At 51.7% G+C, this 22,604-nt stretch carries 21 protein-coding genes; 11 read left to right on the forward strand and 10 right to left on the reverse strand.

Going from position 1 to position 22,604, the window contains the following annotated elements; translation table 11 throughout:
- Window position 1 precedes the first annotated feature (1 nt).
- The 7 genes from ftsQ to mutT all read left to right on the forward strand — a co-directional run bounded on the left by ftsQ (window position 2) and on the right by mutT (window position 8,450).
- A complete protein-coding gene (ftsQ, locus tag QMN38_RS13260; RefSeq protein WP_271440502.1) occupies window positions 2-835 on the forward strand; it encodes a cell division protein FtsQ in 834 nt (277 codons plus the stop codon).
- Window positions 832-2,094 carry a cell division protein FtsA gene (gene ftsA, locus QMN38_RS13265; protein WP_003018755.1) on the forward strand — a complete coding sequence of 421 codons (1,263 nt, stop codon included), beginning with the start codon at window positions 832-834 and terminating at the stop codon, window positions 2,092-2,094. Before ftsQ ends, ftsA begins: the two co-directional genes overlap by 4 nt.
- Before the next feature lie 61 nt (window positions 2,095-2,155).
- Window positions 2,156-3,307, forward strand: coding sequence for a cell division protein FtsZ (gene ftsZ / locus QMN38_RS13270; RefSeq protein ID WP_003018753.1), 1,152 nt, complete (start codon window positions 2,156-2,158; stop codon window positions 3,305-3,307).
- A gap of 100 nt (window positions 3,308-3,407) precedes the next feature.
- Entirely contained in the window at window positions 3,408-4,325 is a 918-nt protein-coding gene (gene lpxC, locus QMN38_RS13275) for a UDP-3-O-acyl-N-acetylglucosamine deacetylase (protein WP_048212691.1), read from the forward strand.
- Between the two features lie 406 nt (window positions 4,326-4,731).
- On the forward strand, window positions 4,732-5,238 hold the full coding sequence (secM, locus tag QMN38_RS13280; protein ID WP_271440503.1) for a secA translation cis-regulator SecM: 507 nt from the start codon (window positions 4,732-4,734) through the stop codon (window positions 5,236-5,238).
- A gap of 60 nt (window positions 5,239-5,298) precedes the next feature.
- Window positions 5,299-8,004: a preprotein translocase subunit SecA gene (gene secA / locus QMN38_RS13285; protein WP_271440504.1), complete on the forward strand. Its 2,706-nt coding sequence runs from the start codon at window positions 5,299-5,301 to the stop codon at window positions 8,002-8,004.
- 56 nt (window positions 8,005-8,060) lie between these two features.
- Complete coding sequence (gene mutT, locus QMN38_RS13290; RefSeq protein ID WP_271440505.1) at window positions 8,061-8,450, forward strand: 8-oxo-dGTP diphosphatase MutT; 390 nt, start codon at window positions 8,061-8,063, stop codon at window positions 8,448-8,450.
- Between the two features lie 173 nt (window positions 8,451-8,623).
- On the opposite strand, the gene yacG is transcribed toward mutT, so the two are convergent.
- Genes yacG through coaE form a run of 3 tightly spaced genes read right to left on the reverse strand, consistent with a single transcriptional unit; the run spans window position 8,624 to window position 10,191 of the window.
- Window positions 8,624-8,818, reverse strand: coding sequence for a DNA gyrase inhibitor YacG (yacG, locus tag QMN38_RS13295; RefSeq protein WP_005124648.1), 195 nt, complete (start codon window positions 8,816-8,818; stop codon window positions 8,624-8,626).
- A gap of 9 nt (window positions 8,819-8,827) precedes the next feature.
- Complete coding sequence (gene zapD, locus QMN38_RS13300) at window positions 8,828-9,571, reverse strand: cell division protein ZapD (RefSeq protein WP_271440506.1); 744 nt, start codon at window positions 9,569-9,571, stop codon at window positions 8,828-8,830.
- A complete protein-coding gene (coaE, locus tag QMN38_RS13305; protein ID WP_323605199.1) occupies window positions 9,571-10,191 on the reverse strand; it encodes a dephospho-CoA kinase in 621 nt (206 codons plus the stop codon). The genes zapD and coaE overlap by 1 nt, the downstream gene beginning before the upstream one ends.
- Before the next feature lie 225 nt (window positions 10,192-10,416).
- On the opposite strand from coaE, the gene QMN38_RS13310 reads away from it, so the two are divergent.
- Window positions 10,417-11,460, forward strand: a complete 1,044-nt coding sequence (locus QMN38_RS13310; protein ID WP_271454459.1) for a GMP reductase — start codon at window positions 10,417-10,419, stop codon at window positions 11,458-11,460.
- 107 nt (window positions 11,461-11,567) lie between these two features.
- Here the strand turns inward: QMN38_RS13310 and hofC are convergent, their stop codons facing one another.
- The 4 genes from hofC to nadC form a co-directional block, all read right to left on the reverse strand.
- On the reverse strand, window positions 11,568-12,770 hold the full coding sequence (hofC, locus tag QMN38_RS13315; protein ID WP_323605200.1) for a protein transport protein HofC: 1,203 nt from the start codon (window positions 12,768-12,770) through the stop codon (window positions 11,568-11,570).
- Window positions 12,760-14,145 (reverse strand): type II secretion system protein GspE, encoded by a 1,386-nt coding sequence (gene gspE, locus QMN38_RS13320; protein WP_271450011.1) that lies wholly within the window; start codon window positions 14,143-14,145, stop codon window positions 12,760-12,762. Before gspE ends, hofC begins: the two co-directional genes overlap by 11 nt.
- Before the next feature lie 9 nt (window positions 14,146-14,154).
- Entirely contained in the window at window positions 14,155-14,592 is a 438-nt protein-coding gene (gene ppdD / locus QMN38_RS13325; RefSeq protein WP_202039489.1) for a prepilin peptidase-dependent pilin, read from the reverse strand.
- Window positions 14,593-14,827: 235 nt separating this feature from the next.
- The gene (gene nadC / locus QMN38_RS13330) at window positions 14,828-15,721 is read right to left on the reverse strand and encodes a carboxylating nicotinate-nucleotide diphosphorylase (RefSeq protein WP_271450009.1); all 894 of its coding nucleotides are present in this window, start codon (window positions 15,719-15,721) and stop codon (window positions 14,828-14,830) included.
- 87 nt (window positions 15,722-15,808) lie between these two features.
- Between nadC and ampD the strand changes: the two genes are divergently transcribed.
- The gene (gene ampD / locus QMN38_RS13335) at window positions 15,809-16,372 is read left to right on the forward strand and encodes a 1,6-anhydro-N-acetylmuramyl-L-alanine amidase AmpD (RefSeq protein ID WP_271450008.1); all 564 of its coding nucleotides are present in this window, start codon (window positions 15,809-15,811) and stop codon (window positions 16,370-16,372) included.
- Complete coding sequence (gene ampE, locus QMN38_RS13340) at window positions 16,369-17,223, forward strand: beta-lactamase regulator AmpE (RefSeq protein ID WP_271440512.1); 855 nt, start codon at window positions 16,369-16,371, stop codon at window positions 17,221-17,223. The genes ampD and ampE overlap by 4 nt, the downstream gene beginning before the upstream one ends.
- A 90-nt stretch (window positions 17,224-17,313) precedes the next feature.
- Here ampE and QMN38_RS13345 read toward each other — a convergent pair whose 3' ends face one another.
- The 3 genes from QMN38_RS13345 to aroP form a co-directional block, all read right to left on the reverse strand.
- Window positions 17,314-18,264 carry a glycoside hydrolase family 43 protein gene (locus QMN38_RS13345; RefSeq protein WP_271450007.1) on the reverse strand — a complete coding sequence of 317 codons (951 nt, stop codon included), beginning with the start codon at window positions 18,262-18,264 and terminating at the stop codon, window positions 17,314-17,316.
- Window positions 18,264-19,670, reverse strand: a complete 1,407-nt coding sequence (locus tag QMN38_RS13350) for a glycoside-pentoside-hexuronide (GPH):cation symporter (protein WP_271450006.1) — start codon at window positions 19,668-19,670, stop codon at window positions 18,264-18,266. Before QMN38_RS13350 ends, QMN38_RS13345 begins: the two co-directional genes overlap by 1 nt.
- A 158-nt stretch (window positions 19,671-19,828) precedes the next feature.
- Window positions 19,829-21,202: an aromatic amino acid transporter AroP gene (gene aroP / locus QMN38_RS13355; RefSeq protein WP_271454462.1), complete on the reverse strand. Its 1,374-nt coding sequence runs from the start codon at window positions 21,200-21,202 to the stop codon at window positions 19,829-19,831.
- Between the two features lie 564 nt (window positions 21,203-21,766).
- On the opposite strand from aroP, the gene pdhR reads away from it, so the two are divergent.
- Window positions 21,767-22,531, forward strand: coding sequence for a pyruvate dehydrogenase complex transcriptional repressor PdhR (gene pdhR, locus QMN38_RS13360; RefSeq protein ID WP_137383704.1), 765 nt, complete (start codon window positions 21,767-21,769; stop codon window positions 22,529-22,531).
- Window positions 22,532-22,604 lie beyond the last annotated feature (73 nt).

Genomic DNA, 22,604 nt, shown 5'->3' on the forward strand with positions numbered 1-22,604 from the left:
TATGTCGCAGGCTGCGCTGAACACGCGAAACGGTGATGAAGACGAGGTAGCCTCCTCACGCCGCAATAATGGAACGCGTCTTGCAGGAATTCTGTTTCTGCTGACAGTGCTGTGCACCGTGTTTGTGAGCGGCTGGGTCGTGTTGGGATGGATGGAAGATGCGCAACGTTTGCCATTGTCGAAGCTGGTATTGACCGGTGAGCGACACTACACGCGCAATGACGATATTCGTCAGTCCATCCTGGCGCTTGGCGCACCGGGAACCTTTATGACCCAGGATGTGAACATCATCCAAAGTCAGATTGAACGTCTCCCCTGGATTAAGCAGGCGAGTGTCAGAAAGCAGTGGCCTGATGAATTGAAGATTCATCTGGTTGAATATGTGCCGATAGCGCGTTGGAATGACCAACATATGGTGGATGCCGATGGAAATACGTTCAGCATACCAACCGGTCGGGCTAACAAGCAGGTATTACCTATGTTGTATGGCCCTGAAGGCAGCGCAAGTGAAGTGTTGCAAGGGTTCCGCGATATGGGGCAGGTGCTGGCTAAGGATAGATTCACCCTGAAGGAAGCGGCGATGACCGCTCGTCGTTCCTGGCAGTTAACGCTTAATAACGATATTAAGCTCAATCTGGGCAGGGGCGATACGATAAAACGTTTGGCTCGCTTTGTGGAACTCTACCCGGTTTTACAGCAGCAGGCGCAAACCGATGGCAAACGGATTAGCTACGTTGATTTGCGTTATGACTCAGGAGCAGCAGTAGGCTGGGTTCCCTTGCCTCCTGAGGAATCTAATCAGCAACAGAATCAGGCACAGGCAGAACAACAATGATCAAGGCGACGGACAGAAAACTGGTAGTTGGACTGGAGATTGGCACCGCGAAGGTAGCCGCTTTAGTAGGGGAAGTTCTGCCCGACGGTATGGTCAATATCATTGGCGTGGGCAGTTGCCCATCGCGAGGTATGGATAAAGGCGGGGTGAATGACCTTGAGTCAGTGGTGAAATGCGTACAGCGCGCCATTGACCAGGCTGAACTGATGGCAGATTGCCAGATTTCCTCGGTGTATCTGGCGCTTTCAGGTAAACATATTAGCTGTCAGAATGAAATTGGTATGGTGCCCATTTCCGAAGAGGAAGTGACCCAGGAAGATGTGGAAAATGTTGTGCATACGGCAAAATCCGTACGTGTGCGCGATGAGCATCGTGTACTGCATGTTATTCCACAGGAATACGCGATTGACTACCAGGAGGGTATTAAAAATCCGGTCGGTCTTTCCGGCGTGCGTATGCAGGCAAAAGTACATCTGATTACCTGCCACAACGACATGGCGAAGAATATCGTCAAAGCCGTTGAACGCTGTGGACTGAAAGTTGACCAACTGATATTTGCCGGGTTGGCAGCCAGTTATTCCGTGTTAACGGAAGACGAACGTGAGCTGGGTGTCTGCGTGGTCGATATTGGTGGTGGTACAATGGACATCGCCGTTTATACTGGCGGGGCGTTGCGCCATACCAAAGTAATCCCTTATGCAGGGAATGTGGTCACCAGCGACATTGCGTATGCCTTTGGTACGCCGCCGAGCGATGCTGAAGCTATTAAAGTTCGTCATGGTTGTGCGCTGGGTTCTATCGTTGGCAAAGATGAGAGCGTTGAAGTGCCAAGCGTCGGTGGTCGTCCGCCACGCAGTCTGCAACGTCAAACTCTGGCTGAGGTCATTGAGCCGCGTTATACCGAGCTGCTTAACCTGGTCAACGAAGAAATTTTGCAATTACAGGAACAACTTCGCCAGCAGGGTGTGAAACATCATCTGGCGGCGGGGATTGTGTTAACCGGTGGTGCTGCGCAAATTGAAGGTCTTGCGGCCTGCGCTCAGCGCGTGTTCCATACGCAGGTGCGTATTGGTGCGCCGCTCAATATTACCGGTCTGACAGATTATGCCCAGGAGCCGTATTATTCAACGGCAGTGGGGTTGCTTCATTACGGGAAAGAATCCCATTTAAGTGGTGAAGCTGAAGTTGAAAAACGTGTAACGGCATCAGTTGGCTCGTGGATTAAACGACTCAATAGCTGGCTGCGAAAAGAGTTTTAATTTTTTATGAGACCGGCATCGATTACGGTCTCAGGCGACAGGCACAACGGAGAGAGAAACTATGTTTGAACCTATGGAACTGACCAATGACGCGGTGATTAAAGTCATCGGCGTCGGCGGCGGCGGCGGTAATGCCGTTGAACACATGGTGCGTGAGCGCATCGAAGGTGTTGAATTCTTCGCGGTGAATACCGACGCTCAGGCGTTGCGTAAAACGGCGGTTGGACAGACCATTCAGATTGGTAGCGGCATCACCAAGGGTCTGGGCGCGGGTGCAAACCCGGAAGTCGGTCGCAATGCGGCAGACGAAGATCGTGAAGCTCTGCGTGCAGCGCTTGACGGCGCAGACATGGTGTTTATCGCAGCAGGCATGGGCGGCGGTACCGGGACCGGTGCAGCGCCAGTGGTTGCTGAAGTGGCAAAAGATTTAGGTATTCTGACCGTTGCTGTCGTGACTAAGCCTTTCAATTTTGAAGGCAAAAAGCGTATGGCATTTGCGGAGCAGGGTATCACCGAGCTGTCCAAACATGTGGACTCTCTGATCACTATCCCGAACGACAAACTGCTGAAAGTACTGGGTCGCGGTATCTCCCTGCTGGATGCGTTTGGCGCAGCGAACGACGTGCTGAAAGGCGCAGTCCAGGGTATCGCTGAACTGATCACCCGTCCGGGCCTGATGAACGTCGACTTTGCCGACGTGCGCACCGTAATGTCCGAAATGGGCTATGCGATGATGGGTTCTGGCGTGGCAAGCGGTGAAGATCGTGCAGAAGAAGCGGCTGAAATGGCTATCTCTTCGCCTCTGCTGGAAGATATTGATCTGTCTGGCGCGCGTGGCGTGTTGGTAAACATTACTGCGGGCTTCGACCTGCGCCTGGATGAGTTCGAAACCGTAGGTAACACGATTCGTGCATTTGCATCGGATAACGCGACCGTGGTTATCGGTACTTCTCTGGACCCGGATATGAACGACGAACTGCGCGTTACCGTTGTTGCCACTGGAATTGGTATGGACAAGCGTCCTGAAATCACACTGGTGACCAACAAGCAGGTTCAGCAGCCGGTAATGGATCGTTACCAGCAGCACGGTATGGCGCCGTTGACGCAAGAGCAGAAGCCGGTAGCGAAGGTGGTTAACGACAATACGCCGCAGACCACTAAAGAACCGGATTATCTGGATATCCCTGCATTCCTGCGTAAGCAAGCTGATTAAGAATTAGCTGGAATTTGGGAATTGTGGCTCTTTGTGCTAAACTGGCCCACCGAATGTATAGTACACTTCGGTTGGATAGGTAATTTGGCGAGATTATACGATGATCAAACAAAGGACTCTTAAACGTATCGTTCAGGCGACTGGTGTCGGTTTACATACCGGCAAAAAAGTCACCCTGACATTACGCCCTGCGCCGGCCAACACCGGGGTCATCTATCGTCGCACCGACTTGAATCCTCCGGTAGATTTCCCGGCCGATGCCAAATCTGTGCGTGATACCATGCTCTGTACGTGTCTGGTCAACGAGCATGATGTGCGGATTTCAACCGTTGAGCACCTTAATGCTGCTCTGGCGGGCTTAGGTATCGATAACATCGTTATTGAGGTTAATGCCCCGGAAATCCCGATCATGGATGGTAGTGCTGCTCCGTTCGTCTACCTGCTGCTTGACGCAGGTATTGAAGAACTGAACAGTGCGAAGAAATTTGTCCGCATCAAAGAGACTGTTCGCGTCGAAGATGGCGACAAGTGGGCTGAGTTTAAGCCGTATAATGGTTTTACGTTGGATTTCACCATCGACTTTAACCACCCGGCGATCGACTCCAGCACGCAGCGCTATGCGATGAACTTCTCTGCTGATGCGTTCATGCGCCAGATCAGCCGTGCGCGTACTTTCGGCTTCATGCGTGATATCGAATATCTGCAGTCCCGCGGCCTGTGCCTGGGCGGCAGCTTCGATTGTGCCATCGTTGTTGACGATTATCGCGTACTGAACGAAGACGGCCTGCGTTTTGAAGATGAATTCGTTCGTCACAAAATGCTCGACGCGATCGGTGACTTGTTCATGTGTGGTCACAACATTATTGGTGCATTTACCGCGTATAAATCCGGTCATGCATTGAATAACAAACTGTTGCAGGCGGTCCTGGCAAAACAGGAAGCCTGGGAATATGTGACCTTCCAGGACGACGCAGAACTGCCGCTGGCGTTCAAAGCGCCTTCGACTGTACTGGCGTAATAACTATACACAAAATCATTCAAGTTGCATCAAGGCGGCAACTGAACGAATCCACAGGAGCGTACACTAGTACGTGACTGGGGTGAGAGAAAGCAGCCAACAAAGAGGCAGCTTGAAAGATGAAGTGTATATCTGTCGCATAAATTCGACTGGTTAATCTGGCACTCTCTCCGGCCAGGTGAGCCAGTCGTTTTTTTTATCCTCCGATAGCTCACCGTCTTTTCCGATGCGACTTTTTCCCCGCTGTCAGATTAAAATACAGCGCGATCGATGCTTTCTTAAGCATATTTAACCGCGACTTGCTGTCATTACTGCTGTGGAGTGCACGCTTTAATGATAAGATTTGTGCGCAAAAATCGTTTTGAATTTAAAACCCCAAATGCAGGGTAGATCAGGTGGCACTAACGTGAGTGGAATACTGACGCGCTGGCGACAGTTAGGCAGACGGTACTTCTGGCCGCATCTCTTATTAGGGATGGTCGCGGCGAGTTTTGGCCTGCCCGCGATCGGTAATGCCGCTGAACCGAATACGCCCGCGAAAGCGACCGCCAGCAACCACGATCAATCCGCTAAGGTTAACTTTAGCCAGCTTGCTTTGCTGGAAGCCACTAACCGTCGCCCGAATTTTACTGTCGATTACTGGCACCAGCATGCCATTCGTACGGTTATACGTCATCTTTCCTTTGCAATGGCTCCTCAGGCACTGCCCGTTGCCGAAGAACCTTTGCCAATCCAGGCGCATCATCTTGCTTTACTGAATACGCTCAGCGCGCTGCTGACGCAGGAAGGCAGACCACCGGCGACTGTCAGTCGCGTGACATATGCCCATTTCACTTCTCAGGCCGCGTTTAGTGTTCCTGTCTGGATAAGCCAGCAGCAGGGGATCCGCGCTGGCCCTCAACGCCTCAGCTAAAAAAGAACCTTCCAACTTATAATTTTTGACTCCGCACCGCGGGGCGTTTGAGATTTTATTATGCTAATCAAATTATTAACGAAAGTATTCGGTAGCCGTAACGAGCGTACGCTGCGTCGTATGCGCAAAGTGGTCAACGTCATTAACGCGATGGAACCGGAGATGGAAAAACTCTCCGATGACGAGCTGAAAGCGAAGACTGCGGAATTCCGCGCGCGTCTGGAAAAAGGCGCCAGCGTTGAAAGCCTGATCCCGGAAGCATTCGCGGTCGTCCGTGAAGCCAGTAAGCGTGTGTTCGGTATGCGTCACTTTGACGTGCAGTTGCTGGGCGGTATGGTCCTCAACGATCGCTGTATCGCTGAAATGCGTACCGGTGAAGGTAAAACACTGACCGCAACGTTGCCGGCCTACCTGAACGCATTAAGCGGGAAAGGTGTACACGTGGTTACCGTGAACGACTATCTGGCTCAGCGTGACGCCGAAAATAACCGCCCACTGTTTGAGTTCCTCGGCATGACCGTAGGTATCAATATGTCAGGTCTGCCAGCACCGGCCAAGCGTGAAGCTTACAACGCTGACATCACTTACGGTACCAACAACGAATACGGCTTTGACTATCTACGCGACAACATGGCGTTTAGCCCGGAAGAGCGCGTTCAGCGTAAACTGCACTATGCGTTGGTGGATGAGGTCGACTCCATCCTGATTGATGAAGCGCGTACGCCACTGATCATTTCCGGCCCGGCTGAAGATAGCTCGGAAATGTACAAGAAAGTGAACAAAATCATTCCAAACCTGATCCGTCAGGAGAAGGAAGATTCTGACACGTTCCAGGGCGAAGGCCACTTCTCTGTCGATGAGAAGGCGCGCCAGGTTAACCTTACCGAACGTGGTCTGGTTCTGATTGAAGAACTGCTGGTGAAAGAAGGCATTATGGATGAAGGCGAGTCGTTGTACTCTCCGGGCAACATCATGCTGATGCATCACGTGACTGCCGCACTGCGCGCACATGTGCTGTTCACCCGTGATGTAGACTACATTGTGAAAGACGGCGAAGTTATCATCGTCGACGAACACACGGGTCGTACCATGCAGGGGCGTCGCTGGTCCGACGGTCTGCACCAGGCTGTTGAAGCCAAAGAAGGCGTAGAAATCCAGAACGAAAACCAGACGCTGGCTTCCATTACCTTCCAGAACTACTTCCGTTTGTACGAAAAACTGGCCGGTATGACTGGTACGGCAGATACTGAAGCGTTCGAATTCAGCTCTATCTACAAACTGGATACCGTAGTGGTGCCAACTAACCGTCCGATGATTCGTAAGGATTTACCGGATCTGGTGTACATGACCGAAGCGGAAAAAATTCAGGCCATTATCGAAGATATTAAAGAGCGTACCGCGAATGGTCAGCCGGTGCTGGTGGGTACGATCTCCATTGAAAAGTCTGAAGTGGTTTCCAACGAGCTGAACAAAGCGGGTATCAAGCACAACGTGCTGAACGCCAAGTTCCACGCTAACGAAGCGGCAATCGTCGCTCAGGCGGGTTACCCGTCAGCTGTCACTATTGCCACAAACATGGCCGGTCGTGGTACTGATATCGTGTTGGGTGGTAGCTGGCAGGCAGAAGTTGCCGAGCTGGAAGATCCGACGCCAGAGCAAATTGCACAGATCAAAGCCGAGTGGCAGGTGCGTCACGACGCGGTGCTGGCTGCCGGTGGTTTACATATCATCGGTACTGAGCGTCATGAATCTCGTCGTATCGATAACCAGTTACGCGGTCGTTCCGGCCGTCAGGGTGATGCGGGTTCCTCTCGTTTCTACCTGTCGATGGAAGATGCGCTGATGCGTATTTTTGCCTCCGACCGTGTCTCGGGCATGATGCGTAAACTGGGTATGAAGCCAGGCGAAGCAATCGAACACCCATGGGTAACGAAAGCTATTGCTAATGCCCAGCGTAAAGTAGAGAGCCGTAACTTCGATATTCGTAAGCAACTGCTGGAATACGATGACGTTGCGAATGACCAGCGCCGCGCTATCTATACCCAGCGTAACGAACTGCTGGACGTGACTGACGTTAGTGAAACCATCAACAGTATTCGCGAAGATGTCTTCAAAGCGACTATTGATGCGTACATTCCGCCTCAGTCTCTGGAAGAGATGTGGGATATTCCGGGTCTGCAGGAACGTTTGAAAAACGACTTCGATCTGGAAATGCCGATTTCAGAGTGGCTGGATAAAGAGCCTGAACTGCATGAAGAGACGCTGCGTGAACGTATTCTCGCCAACGCTGTAGAGGTCTATCATCGCAAGGAAGAAGTCGTAGGCGCAGAAATGATGCGTCACTTTGAAAAAGGTGTGATGCTGCAAACGCTCGATTCCCTGTGGAAAGAGCACCTTGCGGCGATGGATTACCTGCGCCAGGGGATCCACCTGCGTGGTTATGCGCAGAAAGATCCGAAGCAGGAATATAAACGCGAATCCTTCTCCATGTTTGCCTCTATGCTGGAGTCACTGAAATATGAAGTGATCAGCACCCTGAGCAAAGTGCAGGTGCGTATGCCTGAAGAAGTCGAAGCAATGGAGCAGCAGCGTCGCGAAGATGCTGAGCGTTTAGCGCAGATGCAGCAACTGAGCCACAAAGATGATGAGTCTGCTGTTGCAGAAGAGCTGGCTGCACAGACCGGCGATCGTAAAGTGGGACGTAACGATCCGTGCCCTTGCGGTTCCGGTAAAAAATACAAACAGTGCCATGGCCGTCTGAGCTAAGAAAATACCTCACTAAAAAGGCGCAGAATTCTGCGCCTTTTTTATGGACGATAAATATGAAAGTACTGCAAATCGCGGTTGGAATTATTCGTAATAAGCACAACGAGATTTTTATCACTCAGCGTGCCGCCGATGCTCACATGGCAAACAAACTGGAATTTCCCGGCGGTAAAATTGAACCGGGTGAAACACCAGAGCAGGCGTTAAGTCGTGAGTTACAGGAGGAGGTGGGGATTACACCCGTTAATTGCTCACTGTTCGAAAAACTGGAGTACCAGTTTCCGGACCGGCATATCACACTGTGGTTCTGGCTGGTTGAAAGCTGGGAAGGTGAACCGTGGGGGAAAGAGGGGCAACCCGCTCAGTGGATTGCGCAAGATGCGCTAAATACGGACGATTTCCCGCCTGCGAATGCACCGGTCATTGAAAAGTTGATTGCTGGCTAATGGTGTAGCAGGCCGGATAAGGCAACGCCGCATCCGGCATTTTATGTTGTTTTGCCTGATGGCGCTGCGCTTATCAGGCCTACGAACTAAAACGTAGGGCGGGCAAGCGTAGCGCCCCCGCCATAATTGGCCGGATGCGGCGTTGCCTTATCCGGCCTACCGTATTAGCAGAATTACTTCTGCTCTTCACTCCAGTCGTCGCTTTCTGATAGATCGCCAGAGCTTGGGATTCGCTTCTCTTCCGCGGCCCATTCACCCAGGTCAATTAACTGACAACGTTTGCTGCAGAATGGACGAAACGGACTGACTTCTGCCCACACGACAGCTTTACCGCAGGTTGGGCAGTTTACGATAGTTTGTTCAGACATCTTAACTCCTTAACAGCACGCCAGATCGAAATCGAGGCGTTCAGGTACCTGACCGTTCTCGCTATCCAGCGGCATAAAGCGAATGGCAAAGCGGCTCTTATGACCTGATATTTGCGGATAAAGCTGCGAAGCGAGCGGCAATTGTAGACGCAATAGATCTGCATCATCGCCGTTGTCCTGGTAAAAACCATTCAGGCTGGTTTGCTTACGAAACGGTGCAGAGTTGCGGATTAAATCCAGCACCAGAGACAATGCCTGGTTGAGAGGATTCAGGCTGGCAAGCCAGGTCTCAACCTGCGCGTCACGCTGAGTCTGTGGCAGGTGCAGCCAGATATGTAAAGTCGGCAAATCAAAACTGCAGCATCCGCCGGGAATACTTAAACGCTGACGAACAAGGCCAATCAGACGGTCTTCACGCAGGGTTTGTCCAATGCGCGGGGCTGAAATCAGAATGCTGCCCGCACTTTTTAACTGCTGACGTAAAGAGTCGATTCTGCTTTGATCGACGCCGGGAACTTCAACCCAGGCCTGAAGTTTTCGCTGCTGTCTTTCCAGCTCTTTGAGGAGTTCAGTACGGACTTCGCCACGTTCAAATACATCCAGTAAATCCCCCACATTGCGGAAAAAGTGCAGTGCACCTGCGTGATCCACAATGGGCAAATTAATGGAGAGTTGCTGGATCAGAAACTCAATGCGCAGCCATGTACGCATCTTCTCATTGAGAGGGTGTTCAAAAAGGACCTGGGTGTGCATTACGGTTTTTCCTGTGAGACAAACTGCGACGCGAGTTGCAAATAGAGCGCGTGCAGGCGGGCGACATCCGAGACGATGGCATCCGGTGCGCCATTATTATCAATAACATCATCTGCCACGGCAAGGCGCGCTTCACGTGTTGCCTGGGCAGCCAAAATTTGTTCAACGTGCTCGCGCGTAACATCATCACGCTGCATGGTTCGCCTGAGTTGAGTCTCAGGGGTGACATCCACGACGAGTACGCGATCGGCTTTTTCATACAGGGCGTTTTCTACCAACAAGGGGACGACCCATAACAGATAAGGGGAGGTCGCTTGCTGAAACTGACGCTGTGTTTCCTGCTGAATAAGTGGGTGGAGTAAGGCATTTAGCCATTTTTTCTCATCAGGATCCGAAAAAATGCGTTCGCGTAAAATTCGCCGTTGTAACGAGCCATCCGCAGCAATAACGTCGGAGCCAAAATGTTCTGCAATTGCCCGTAGGGCAGGCATGCCGCGTTCGACCACCTGGCGCGCAATGATATCCGCATCAATCACGTTTATTCCGAGGTCAGCGAATGCATTTGCAACGGTACTTTTACCACTGCCAATGCCGCCGGTTAAGGCTACCGTATACCTCATAGATCCAGATCCTGGAGTTTTGGTTTGATTATCAAACAGTTAAAAATTAAGCATGCAAAGGCGAAGCTGATGCAGGATTAACCTACTAATCGCCAGGTAAATTTATGGGATTGTAGCGTAAAAAAAGAGAATTTCGCAGTCTTGCGCGGCATTGATTAGTGCGTATGATAGCGTCACTGGAGTTGTGAGTTTCGATTTTTCGCCATTAACCCCAGGAATCCGCACATGCGTATCGAAGAAGATCTGAAGTTAGGTTTCAAAGACGTTCTTATCCGCCCTAAGCGTTCTACTCTCAAAAGTCGTTCCGATGTTGAACTGGAACGTCAATTCACCTTTAAACATTCAGGTCAGACCTGGTCCGGCGTGCCGATTATCGCCGCGAACATGGACACCGTCGGGACGTTTGCCATGGCAACGGCACTTGCCTCCTTCGACATCCTGACCGCTGTGCATAAACACTATTCCGTTGAAGACTGGGCCGCTTTCATTGCGGGCTCCTCTGCCGATGTACTGAAACACGTGATGGTTTCAACCGGGACGTCGGACACTGATTTCGAAAAAACCAAACAGATTCTGGCACTGAATCCAGCGCTGAACTTTATCTGCATTGATGTGGCAAATGGCTACTCAGAGCATTTTGTTCAGTTTGTGTCGAAAGCACGTGCGGCCTGGCCGACAAAAACGATTTGTGCTGGCAACGTGGTCACCGGCGAGATGTGTGAAGAGTTGGTCCTTTCCGGTGCTGATATCGTCAAAGTGGGTATTGGCCCAGGTTCTGTATGTACCACCCGCGTAAAAACCGGCGTTGGCTATCCACAGCTTTCTGCCGTCATTGAATGTGCTGATGCAGCGCACGGCCTGGGCGGCATGATTGTCAGCGACGGTGGCTGCACAATGCCTGGTGATGTGGCAAAAGCGTTTGGCGGTGGTGCGGACTTCGTGATGCTCGGCGGCATGCTGGCCGGTCATGAAGAAAGCGGCGGTAAAATCGTTGAAGAGAACGGTGAGAAATTCATGCTGTTCTACGGTATGAGCTCTGAGTCTGCGATGACGCGCCATGTTGGTGGTGTTGCTCAATATCGTGCCGCTGAAGGTAAAACCGTTAAGCTGCCACTGCGTGGCCCGGTTGATAACACCGCTCGTGATATCCTTGGCGGCCTGCGTTCAGCCTGTACTTATGTCGGTGCATCCCGCCTGAAAGAGCTGACCAAACGGACAACCTTTATTCGCGTACAGGAACAAGAAAACCGCGTCTTCAATAGTCTGTAAGAACTGGTCGTACTGTTAAATGCCTGATGACGCAAAGCTTATCAGGCCTACGCTCATGCTCTGTGTAGGTCTGATAAGGCATTTACGCCGCCATCCGGCATTTGAACTTATCCCACGCCACTCATTGCATCTCCCAGATGAAATATCGGTAAATACATTGCCACAACCAGCGTACCGATAATCACCCCTGTAATGACAAGCAAGGCCGGCTCAAGTAATGCCGCCAAATTTTCGGCCTGGGACAGCGTGTACTCGCTGTGATGTCGGGCGAGATTTTGCAACATTGCATCCAGCGAACCGGAAGCTTCACCTGTTCTCACCAGTTGTAAGCACAGTGGACTAAATTCACCGCTATTTTTAAGCGCCAGCCAGACTGGCTCCCCGGCGCTGATATCGTGATGCACCTGTGCCAAACGTTGGGCCCAGTAAGGGCAGTTAAGGGTTTCAGTGACACTTTCCAGGCCTTGCAGAAAGGGAATGCCCGCGTTTTGTGTTAATGCCAGTACGGTGAAGATCTGTGTGAGTTTTTGCCCCCTGACCATCGGCCCGATGATGGGAAAGTGCAGCAGTATTTTCTGGCGTAGAATAAGCCAATAAGGCTTCTGCTTTATCAACCCGTATGCTGTTCCCAGCCCCAGGCAGAGCAACCCTACCAGCCATCCCCATCGACTGCTGTAATATGCCGCGTTAATCATCCATTGAGTGAGCGCCGGTAGCGGTGTGTTGAACGTGCGATAGATGGCGGCAAATTCAGGTAACACAAAATGCAGCATCGCCAGCACGACCATTATCGCCATGGCAAGAATGATAATGGGATACCGTAGTGCTTTTTTAACTTTATCCGCCAGTTGCTGTTGGTTTTTTTGCTGACGGGCAAGTTCAAAGCAGCAGTCGTCCAGTTTTCCCGTTAGCTCTCCGGTGCGGATCATTGCCTGGTACAGCGGGGGAAATACGTGTTGCCACCGTGAAAGCGAGGCTGACAGCGCAATGCCTTGTTCCATATCGTAAGCCAGTGTGCGCAGTAATGCCTGCCATTGGTTGCTGGGATGCTGTTCAGCAAGCAGAGTTAACCCAGCGGAAAGCGTCAATCCCGCTTTAAGCAATGTTGCCAACTGGCGTATGGCTTCGGCACTGTTTGTTCTGCTCCAGTGCGAGGTTTTAACTCGCATCCGGTTAATGCGAATCGGTGTAATCTGCTGTTGTTCGAGCACAAACAGGAGCGATGGTCGGGTATCAGCCCATAGCATCCCCGCTACAGGCTGTCCTTCGCGCGTTATTCCTTGCCAGCGCCATAGCTGTTTAGCTGACATGGGGCATGCCCAGTACGCGGATCAGTTCTTCAAATGTCGTTAACCCTTGTTCCACAGCCTGACAGCCATCTTCGAAAAGAGTACTCATGCCCGCTTGCTGAGCATCTGATTCCACAACGTCTGCGGATGAGCCATCGGCAATACGTTGCCGTAATGCTGGCGTAATGGGCAGTACTTCAAACAGAGCGGCTCGCCCATAGAATCCGTGATAGCAGTGTTGGCAACCGGGTGCCTGCCAACGCGGTAGTGGCGTGGGCCAAAGTGTTGCCGGGAGTGTTATGGGAGTATCAAGTCGTCGCCGACAATGTGGGCATAATTTTCTGACTAATCGCTGTGCAACAATTAACGTCAGCGCGGAGGCAATCATCCAGCGAGCTACTCCCATTTGCTGCAGCCGTATCAGTGTTTCACTGGTGGAATTGGTATGCAGTGTCGAAAGAACCAGATGACCGGTTTGTGCGGCTTTTAGGGCAATCTCAGCTGTTTCGCCGTCGCGGATTTCGCCCACCATAATAATGTCGGGATCCTGGCGTAGCAGTGCACGTAATACACCCTGAAAATTAAGCCCGGCGCGAGGATGGATTTGTGTCTGATTGAGCCCATCAATGGGGATCTCGACCGGGTCTTCTACGCTACAGAGATTCACGTCGGGGGTGTTTCGGGTTTGTAGCGCACTGTACAGGGTAACCGTTTTGCCGCTCCCGGTCGGCCCGGTGACCAGAATCAATCCCTGTGGTTGCTGTAATGCTTGTGAAAACGCAGCCAACTGTGCCTCATGCATGCCCAGTGCGTTGATCTCCAGCGTTTGATTAACCTGGTGAAGCAGGCGTAGCACTACTTTTTCACCCCATCGGCAAGGCAGCGTGGCGATGCGAAACGAAATGGGTTCACCTGAAATCTCCACGGTAAATTGCCCATCTTGCGGGAGCCGGTGCTCGGCAATATCCAGACTGCCTAATACCTTTAATCTTGCGGTGAGAGCTATGCCCATCTCTGTGGTGACTTCCGGCAATGTGTGTAGTACGCCATCCACACGCATCCTGATCCGGTAGTGATTCTCCGCAGGTTCAATATGAATATCAGAAGCCCGCTGTGCCAACGCGGATTGAAAAGCATGGTTCAGCAAACCCGCGGCAGTTGCGCTGCTTTCTGTGATGATGGCCGGGAGCATTTTATGTGGCGTGTGTGTGTGGCCCTCCATTTGCTGACGTGTCCAGCACACAATATCGATACGCCTGGTCGTTGCAAAATGCAGTGCATCCAGCAGTTCGTGGGAAGGGGCATCCACAACGGCGATATGCACCACGTCATTGTCTGCATCCAGCAATATTCCCTGATAACGTTGGCAAAGTGCCGTCAGTTGTGTGGTATTCATCTCTTTTCCTTAGTTGGCATCAAAGCGAAAAACGTCTTCACAAGCCTGTTGCAGCGCACTGTCATTCTGGATAGCGCAGTTGCGATTCCAGCCCGTTATACCGTTGGCGTTGTCCCAACCGGGCGTCATGGTGATGCTTAACCCATTCAGACTTTCCTGCCCAGTGAGGCTGACGATACCTTTTTCAACGCTCATACCTGAGACATAGCGGGTGGTGGTCGCAGAGGGGATCCCATTCGTCCCAGCATCACAGGTTTCTGTTCCGCCGTGCTCCAGCGCGCAGAGTTCGACGGCAGTACGGTAGGGGACAAAGGTTTGCAGCATGTCCGTCAGCGCGGCTTTGCGCAGATAGTTTTGGTAAGCCGGGATACCGATAGCGCTGAGGATGGCAATGATGCCAATGACCACCATCAGTTCGATTAGCGTGAAACCTCGTTGTTTATCCATTGTTGATTTGCTCCTTGAGTTAGCTGGCGCTACTTTGGCAAATCGAAGGGATTTCAGGCGAGGGGCAAAAAATAGAACGAGAAGACCGGTTCAGAGGAATTTTACGAAATTACAGAGTCAGACAACGTATTTGCGAAGGCACTCGAATAAACAGCCAGACTGCGGCGTATAAGGCTTATCTGGCTGGGGGCTGTAGCCCGGTAGGCGAAACGCCATCGGGCAGAACAGTCAGCGATTAGCGAAAACGCATCGAAAGATCGAGTGCGCGGACATGTTTGGTCAGTGCGCCTACAGAGATGAAATCCACGCCGGTTTCCGCGAATTCGCGTAGCGTTTCATAGGTGACGTTACCAGATACTTCCAGACGCGCCTGGCCGTTGGTACGTTTGACCGCTTCGCGCATTTGGTCGGTTTCGAAGTTGTCCAGCATGATGATGTCCGCTCCGGCTTTCAACGCATCGTCCAGTTCATCCAGGCTTTCCACTTCCACTTCAACCGGAACATCCGGGTGTAGCCAGAAGGCTTTCTCCACGGCCTGACGTACCGAACCGGAAGCAATAATGTGGTTCTCTTTAATCAGGAAGGCGTCAGAAAGACCTAAACGATGATTCGCGCCGCCGCCACAGAGCACCGCGTATTTCAGCGCCGTACGCAGCCCAGGCAGCGTTTTACGTGTATCCAGCAGTTGGGTTTTTGTCCCGGCCAGCAGGTCGACGTATTTTCGCACTTCGCTTGCCACGCCAGACAGCGTCTGCACAAAGTTGAGTGCGGTACGTTCGCCGGTTAGCAACACGCGGGAAGGGCCATCCAGTTCAAACAGCGGTTGGTTAGCCTTAATGCTGTCGCCATCTTCAACATGCCAGTTGATGCTGACATCATCGCCAGCAAGCTGAATAAAGACCTCTTCCACCCAGCGTTTCCCACAAAAAACACCCTCTTCGCGTGTAATGACAGTGGCATGAGAACGCATATCCTCAGGTAAAAGCTGTGCGGTGATATCGTTATTGGCATCAACTTCTCCGCCTAAATCTTCGCGCAGCGCCTGGGCAACCGCGGCAGGGATATCGAGATTTATGCGTTCCAACAGCGCGTCACGTCGGTAGTCAGGGTTATAGCGGCGAGGCGGCATGATAAAACTCCAAATTGCTAACGAATCATAAGGTAGAAACATGCTACCCTGAACCTGATATGAGCACCACCAATAAGGAGATTCTGCATGTTGTTAGACGAGGGCTGGCTGGCAGAGGCGCGACGCGTTCCCTCTCCTCATTACGATTGCCGCCCGGATGACGAAAGCCCTTCTTTGCTGGTGGTGCATAATATCAGCCTGCCACCCGGTGAATTTGGCGGCCCATGGATAGACGCGTTATTTACTGGAACAATTGATCCCAACGCCCATCCCTTTTTTGCACAAATTGCCCATTTGCGCGTTTCTGCCCATTGCCTGATCCGCCGTGACGGTGAGGTTGTGCAATATGTTCCCTTTGACAAACGTGCCTGGCATGCAGGCGTCTCCTGCTATCAGGGGCGTGAACGCTGTAATGATTTTTCAATTGGTATTGAGCTTGAAGGTACGGATACGCTGGCTTATACCGATGTTCAGTACCAGCAACTGGCTGCCGTGACGCAGACGCTGATTCAGCGTTATCCGGCGATTGCCAGCAACATGACTGGGCATTGCAATATTGCGCCCGAACGGAAGACCGATCCTGGGCCATCTTTTGACTGGGCAAGGTTTCGCGCCCTGGTCACCCCCTCGTCACACAAGGAGATGACATGACGCTGTTTACAACATTACTGGTGCTGATTGTTGAGCGCTTGTTTAAGCTGGGTGAGCACTGGCAGCTTGATCACCGGATTGAGGCTTTTTTCCGGCGGGTTAAGCATTTCTCTATGGCGCGAACGTTAGGAATGACCATTATTGCGATGGTAGTGACATTCCTGTTACTGCGCGCGCTGCATGGGTTGTTGTTTAATGTTCCGCTGTTGGTGGTGTGGATCTTAATTGGTTTGCTGTGCATCGGTGCTGGCAAGGTGCGCCTTCATTATCATGCCTACCTGAATGCGGCTTCACGTAATGATGCGCACGCCCGTGAGGCGATGGCCAGTGAGCTGACGCTGATTCATGGCGTGCCGCCGGATTGTGATGAACGAGAGTTTCTGCGTGAGCTACAAAATGCGCTGTTATGGAACAACTTTCGCTTTTATCTGGCTCCGCTATTCTGGTTGATCGTCGGTGGTCCGTGGGGACCGGTGACGCTAGTCGGCTATGCTTTTTTACGTGCGTGGCAGTCATGGCTGGCGCGCTACCAGACGCCGCATCAGCGTCTGCAGTCAGGTATTGACGCGATCCTGCATGTCCTGGATTGGGTTCCGGTACGTCTGGCGGGTGTGGTCTATGCGCTGTTAGGACACGGTGAGAAGGCGTTGCCCGCCTGGTTTGCATCGCTGGCGGATCTGCATACTTCGCAGTATCAGGTGTTGACCCGTCTGGCGCAGTTCTCGCTGGCGCGTGAGCCGCATACTGATAAGGTCGAAACGCCGAAAGCAGCCGTTGCAATGGCGAAGAAAACGTCGTTTGTCGTGGTTGTGGTGATTGCGCTGCTCACCATTTATGGGGCATTAGTGTAGCGTTGTGCCGGATGGCGCTAACGCTTATCCGGCCTACACCATATGTAAGTGCCGTAGGCCCGGTAAGCGCAGCGCCACCGGGCAAACATTTTAAAGCGTATCGGCAGGTGGCACGCCAAAATCCGGCATGCCGTTCTCATCCCAGCGTACAAGCTTCAGTCGGGTGTGGCGATTCGGGTCATACAGCGGATCCCCCTCTATTTCGGTGTAATTCCTCGCGTGATACACCAGTACATCATCCCCTTCCGGCGTTTGCGTAAAGCTGTTGTGCCCGGGTCCATACTGACGGTTTTCATAGCTGGTGGTGAAGACCGGACGCGGTGATTTGTGCCAGTTTTCCGGGTTTAGTGGATCGGCATGGAGATCAACCCACAGTAACCCCATGCAGTAGTTCTCATCGGTTGCGCTGGCGGAGTAACTGACAAACAGTTTGTCTCCGTGCACCACGACGGCTGGACCTTCGTTGACCCAAAAGCCCCGACATTCCCAGTCATATTCCGGATGGCTGAGCATCACCGGCTGACCTTTGATTGTCCAAGGGTTTTCCATCTCTGCGAGATAAACATTGGAGTTTCCGGCAATATCAGGCGATTTCTGCGCCCACAAATACCACTGTTTCCCCTGATGGTTAAACGTTGTGGCATCAAGCGCGAAGGTATCAAACTGGGTTTTAATTTGCCCCTTCTCAACCCACTTTCCGCTTAGTGGATCGGCATCTGCGCACTCCAAAGCAAACATGCGATGCTGGAACATACCCAACGTATCAAGCGCCTGGGTGTGCGTGGCCGCAAAGTAGATGTACCACTTACCGGCAATAGTGTGGATCTCGGGGGCCCAGATAAGTTGACTCATTGGGCCGCTGTCCGGTTTGCGCCAGACAACAACGGGCTCCGCGGTGCGTAATCCCTCCAGAGAGTCAGCCCGACGCAGCTCCAGTCGGTCATATTCAGGTACTGAAGCAATGAAATAATAGTGGTTACCGTCACGCAGGATAAACGGATCGGCACGCTGTTCGATAAAGGGATTCGGCCACTGATTCATCAGGCTTTCCTTACATGGTCAGTCGATTTAATGTCGTGATACTCATTTAATTCGCGGTAGTTGGCGCGGCGTTTTTCCAGGTCTGACTGGATTTGCTGCATAAATTCGCGGTCAACTTTCAGCAGACGAACCACGCCTGCGGTAATCAGATAACCGACGCCCGGAATAATAGTGAACAACAGCATAATGCCGTTAATCGCGGAGTCACTTTGCGCTTTCGCGCCTGCGTCGTAACCGTACCAGGAGAGCAGGAAGCCCACCATCGCGCCGGCAATCGCCAGCCCCAGCTTCAGGAAGAACAGGTTGCCCGAGAAGCTGATCCCGGTAATACGTTTACCGGTTTTCCACTCGCCGTAGTCATCCACATCCGCCATCAGAGACCAGTGCAGTGGAGAAGGGATCTGATGCAGGATGTTGAGCAGGAAGTAGAGCACCATAATCATCATGGTGGCTTTCGGATCGAAGAAGTAAAACGCGCCGGAGAACACCGCCAGTACGATGTTGGTCCAGAAGAAGACTTTCAGTTTGCACCAGCGGTCAGTTAATACCTTCGCGAGCATACTGCCGATCATCATGCCGACAACGCCAAGGCTGATAAACAACGTTGCGAACTGTGTGCTTTGCTGCATAACCCAGGTGACGTAGTACATGGTGGCAGCCATACGAATAAAGCCCGGGCAGACGTTGCACAGGGTTAATAGCAGGATTTTTACCCACTGATCGTTCTTCCACACGTCTTTTAGATCGGCTTTCAAATCGTCGTTCGTGGGTACCGCAGGGCGTACACGTTCGCGCACGGTTGCGAAACAAAACAGGAACATGCACATACCAATGAAAGCCAGCACGGCCATCGCCATCTGATAGCCTTTGGCTTTATCTTCCCCGCCAAACCACTCTGCCATTGGCAGTAGCGTGAGTGAGAGTAGCAGAGTGGCAATCCCGACCAGCACGAAACGATACGACTGGCAGGCGACGCGTTCTTTCGGATCGTTGGTGATGACGCTACCGAGTGAACAGTAGGGAATGTTGATTGCTGTGTAGGTAATAGAGAGCAGGAAGTAGGTGACAAACGCATAGATAACTTTGCTGTTATACGTCCACTCCGGGGTGGTAAACATCAGTACGCTGAATAATGCGTAGGGGAAAGCCATCCACAGAAGCCATGGACGAAAGCGACCATATTTACTGCGAGTACGATCGGCCATTGCCCCCATGATAGGGTCAGTAACAGCGTCAATAACGCGTACCGAGAGCAGCAATACGCCGACAAGTGCTGGAGCAAGACCGAAAATATCTGTATAAAAATAGTTAACAAACAGCATGATAGCGCCGAATATGATGTTGCATCCGGCATCGCCCATTCCATAGCCGATCTTTTCTTTCACCGACAGCTTTCTGGTTTCCATCAAGCGCACTCCATTAATGTGATATGGAGAGAATTATTGTCTGGTGCTGGTGTTTTTGCGTTGCAGGATAGCGCCGCTGATATGGACTAAACAGTCATCTGTGGGAAAGTGTGAAGCAGATAACAACCCCCACCTGGTGCAGGTGGGGGGGGAAAGGATTAATGCGCTTTTACGGCCCCGGCCGTTTTCTGTTTACACAGATAGCCAATGCCAAGAATGGCAATCCATACCGGGATCAGGTACACAGAGATCGCCATGCCCGGCGTCATCAACATAATCACCAGTACTGCAGCCATGAAAATCAGGCAGATCCAGTTACCTAGCGGGTAGAGCAGTGCCGGGAAGCGAGTGGCGACGCCCTGCTGCTGTTTCGCTTTGCGGAACTTAATATGCGCAAGGCTAATCATTGCCCAGTTGATGACCAATGCGGAAACCACCAGTGCCATCAGCAAGCCAAACGCAGATTCCGGTGCCAGATAGTTAATCAGTACGCACAGTGCGGTAACCAGTGCGGAGACCAGAATGGTGTTAACCGGCACGCCGCGTTTATCCACGTTCATCAGCGCTTTTGGCGCGTTACCCTGCTGAGCCAGACCGAACAGCATGCGACTGTTGCAGTATACGCAGCTGTTATAGACAGAAAGGGCGGCGGTCAACACCACGATGTTCAGCGCATTGGCAACAAAGGTGTCACCCAGCTCGTGGAAAATAAGGACAAACGGGCTGGTATCAGCGGTGACGCGCGTCCACGGCATCAGGGAAAGCAGAACCGCCAGCGAACCGACATAGAAAATCAGGATACGGTAGATAACCTGGTTAGTCGCTTTGGGAATGCTTTGCTCCGGGTTATCGGCTTCTGCTGCGGTGATCCCGACCAGTTCCAGCCCACCAAAGGAGAACATGATAATCGCCATCATCATCACCAGCCCGGTGAAGCCGTGCGGCAGGAATCCACCCTGGCTCCACAAGTTGCTGACGCTGGCCTGTGGGCCGCCGTTGCCGCTAAACAGCAACCAGCCGCCGAACAGGATCATTGCGACTACGGCAATGACTTTAATAATGGCGAACCAGAACTCCATCTCACCGAACACTTTTACGTTGGTTAGGTTGATGGCGTTGATGATCACAAAAAAGGCTGCTGCCGAAGCCCATGTTGGGATCTCCGGATACCAGAATTGAATGTATTTACCTACGGCGGTTAGCTCAGCCATGGCAACCAATACGTACAGTACCCAGTAGTTCCAGCCTGAAGAGAAACCGGCAAAGCTCCCCCAGTATTTGTAGGCAAAGTGACTAAAGGAGCCTGCCACTGGCTCTTCCACCACCATTTCACCTAGCTGACGCATAATCAGAAAAGCGATAAATCCGGCGATAGCGTAACCCAGAATAATACCCGGCCCTGCAGACTGAATAACGGATGCGCTTCCGAGGAATAACCCGGTACCAATCGCGCCACCCAGCGCGATAAGCTGTATATGGCGGTTTTTAAGGCCGCGCTTTAGCTGATCGCCATGCTGTTGACTTTCCATCATGAAACCTCGTGTGTGGTTTTACTCTTCATCTTTCGAGTACTTATATTTTGAACCACGCAGTGACGCGTGTGTAAGTTTGCAATTCCGTTTGTTGTATTAATTTATTTACAGCAATGAATTATGAAATGTTGCCTAAAGACTTTTGTCTTGATCAGAATAATGTTATGCGAGCGCGAATGCACCTGCTTTATGCGGCGTGAGTGATGAGTTGAATAAAAAGAAACCATTTGTAAGCGCGAGTTTATCTACCACAAAATTTCCAATTTGAATTTTTATTCGAAAATAGTGATTGATAAATCGATAAATAAGCAGGTGAATCGGTTCAGATAATATATTTTTTCGTTTCAATTCGGTTAAAACTACCTCGGGATGGGTAAATTTAACATTTGTGCATAGTTACATGTTTGAAACGTTATTTCTGTAATGTTGTTAAAATATGCCTCCTTTACTGATTTCAATCAAAACCTGTATGGACAGAAGGTGAATACTTTGTTACTTTAGCGTCAAGAACATGAAATTGGTAAGACCAATTGACTCCGGGCAAATGGCTTAAGACAGGAAATCATGGCCTACAGCAAAATCCGCCAACCAAAACTCTCCGATGTGATTGAGCAGCAGCTGGAGTTTTTAATTCTTGAGGGGACACTTCGCCCCGGAGAAAAACTCCCACCGGAACGCGAGCTGGCAAAACAGTTCGACGTTTCCCGCCCCTCCTTACGTGAGGCGATCCAACGCCTCGAAGCGAAGGGCTTACTGCTTCGTCGTCAGGGCGGTGGCACTTTTGTTCAGAGCAGCCTGTGGCAGAGCTTTAGCGACCCACTGGTAGAGCTGCTCTCCGACCATCCTGAATCCCAGTTTGACCTGCTCGAAACGCGCCATGCGTTGGAAGGTATTGCGGCCTATTACGCCGCACTGCGCAGCACGGATGAAGACAAAACGCGTATCCGTGAACTCCATCAGGCGATCGAGCTTGCGCAACAGTCCGGCGATCTTGACGGTGAATCTGATGCCGTACTTCAGTATCAAATTGCTGTCACCGAAGCGGCACATAATGTGGTACTGCTCCATTTGCTAAGGTGTATGGAGCCGATGCTGGCCCAGAATGTCCGTCAAAACTTTGAATTGCTGTATGCGCGTCGCGAGATGCTGCCTCTGGTAAGCAGTCACCGCACCCGTATTTTTGAAGCAATTATCGCCGGGAAGCCGGAGGAGGCGCGTGAAGCGTCGCACCGTCACCTGGCATTTATCGAAGAGATTCTCCTGGACAGAAGCCGTGAGGAAAGTCGTCGTGAACGCGCCTTACGCCGCCTGGAGCAACGAAAGAATTAGTGATTTTTCTGGCAGAACGTTAACCAGAAGATGTTGTAAATCAAGCGCGAATGTAAAGCGCGGCAACTAAACG

The sequence above is a fragment of the Citrobacter sp. R-1.5.2 genome (assembly GCF_035064245.1).
Classification (GTDB): Bacteria; Pseudomonadota; Gammaproteobacteria; order Enterobacterales; family Enterobacteriaceae; genus Citrobacter.

Excerpts from the sequence above, each read along its gene's own strand:
- ftsQ (WP_271440502.1), top strand. The coding sequence starts at position 2 with ATGTCGCAGGCTGCGCTGAACACGCGAAACGGTGATGAAGACGAGGTA.
- ftsA (WP_003018755.1), top strand. The coding sequence starts at position 832 with ATGATCAAGGCGACGGACAGAAAACTGGTAGTTGGACTGGAGATTGGC.
- ftsZ (WP_003018753.1), top strand. The coding sequence starts at position 2,156 with ATGTTTGAACCTATGGAACTGACCAATGACGCGGTGATTAAAGTCATC.
- lpxC (WP_048212691.1), top strand. The coding sequence starts at position 3,408 with ATGATCAAACAAAGGACTCTTAAACGTATCGTTCAGGCGACTGGTGTC.
- secA (WP_271440504.1), top strand. The coding sequence starts at position 5,299 with ATGCTAATCAAATTATTAACGAAAGTATTCGGTAGCCGTAACGAGCGT.
- mutT (WP_271440505.1), top strand. The coding sequence starts at position 8,061 with ATGAAAGTACTGCAAATCGCGGTTGGAATTATTCGTAATAAGCACAAC.
- yacG (WP_005124648.1), bottom strand. The coding sequence starts at position 8,818 with ATGTCTGAACAAACTATCGTAAACTGCCCAACCTGCGGTAAAGCTGTC.
- zapD (WP_271440506.1), bottom strand. The coding sequence starts at position 9,571 with ATGCACACCCAGGTCCTTTTTGAACACCCTCTCAATGAGAAGATGCGT.
- coaE (WP_323605199.1), bottom strand. The coding sequence starts at position 10,191 with ATGAGGTATACGGTAGCCTTAACCGGCGGCATTGGCAGTGGTAAAAGT.
- QMN38_RS13310 (WP_271454459.1), top strand. The coding sequence starts at position 10,417 with ATGCGTATCGAAGAAGATCTGAAGTTAGGTTTCAAAGACGTTCTTATC.
- hofC (WP_323605200.1), bottom strand. The coding sequence starts at position 12,770 with ATGTCAGCTAAACAGCTATGGCGCTGGCAAGGAATAACGCGCGAAGGA.
- gspE (WP_271450011.1), bottom strand. The coding sequence starts at position 14,145 with ATGAATACCACACAACTGACGGCACTTTGCCAACGTTATCAGGGAATA.
- ppdD (WP_202039489.1), bottom strand. The coding sequence starts at position 14,592 with ATGGATAAACAACGAGGTTTCACGCTAATCGAACTGATGGTGGTCATT.
- nadC (WP_271450009.1), bottom strand. The coding sequence starts at position 15,721 with ATGCCGCCTCGCCGCTATAACCCTGACTACCGACGTGACGCGCTGTTG.
- ampD (WP_271450008.1), top strand. The coding sequence starts at position 15,809 with ATGTTGTTAGACGAGGGCTGGCTGGCAGAGGCGCGACGCGTTCCCTCT.
- ampE (WP_271440512.1), top strand. The coding sequence starts at position 16,369 with ATGACGCTGTTTACAACATTACTGGTGCTGATTGTTGAGCGCTTGTTT.
- QMN38_RS13345 (WP_271450007.1), bottom strand. The coding sequence starts at position 18,264 with ATGAATCAGTGGCCGAATCCCTTTATCGAACAGCGTGCCGATCCGTTT.
- QMN38_RS13350 (WP_271450006.1), bottom strand. The coding sequence starts at position 19,670 with ATGGAAACCAGAAAGCTGTCGGTGAAAGAAAAGATCGGCTATGGAATG.
- aroP (WP_271454462.1), bottom strand. The coding sequence starts at position 21,202 with ATGATGGAAAGTCAACAGCATGGCGATCAGCTAAAGCGCGGCCTTAAA.
- pdhR (WP_137383704.1), top strand. The coding sequence starts at position 21,767 with ATGGCCTACAGCAAAATCCGCCAACCAAAACTCTCCGATGTGATTGAG.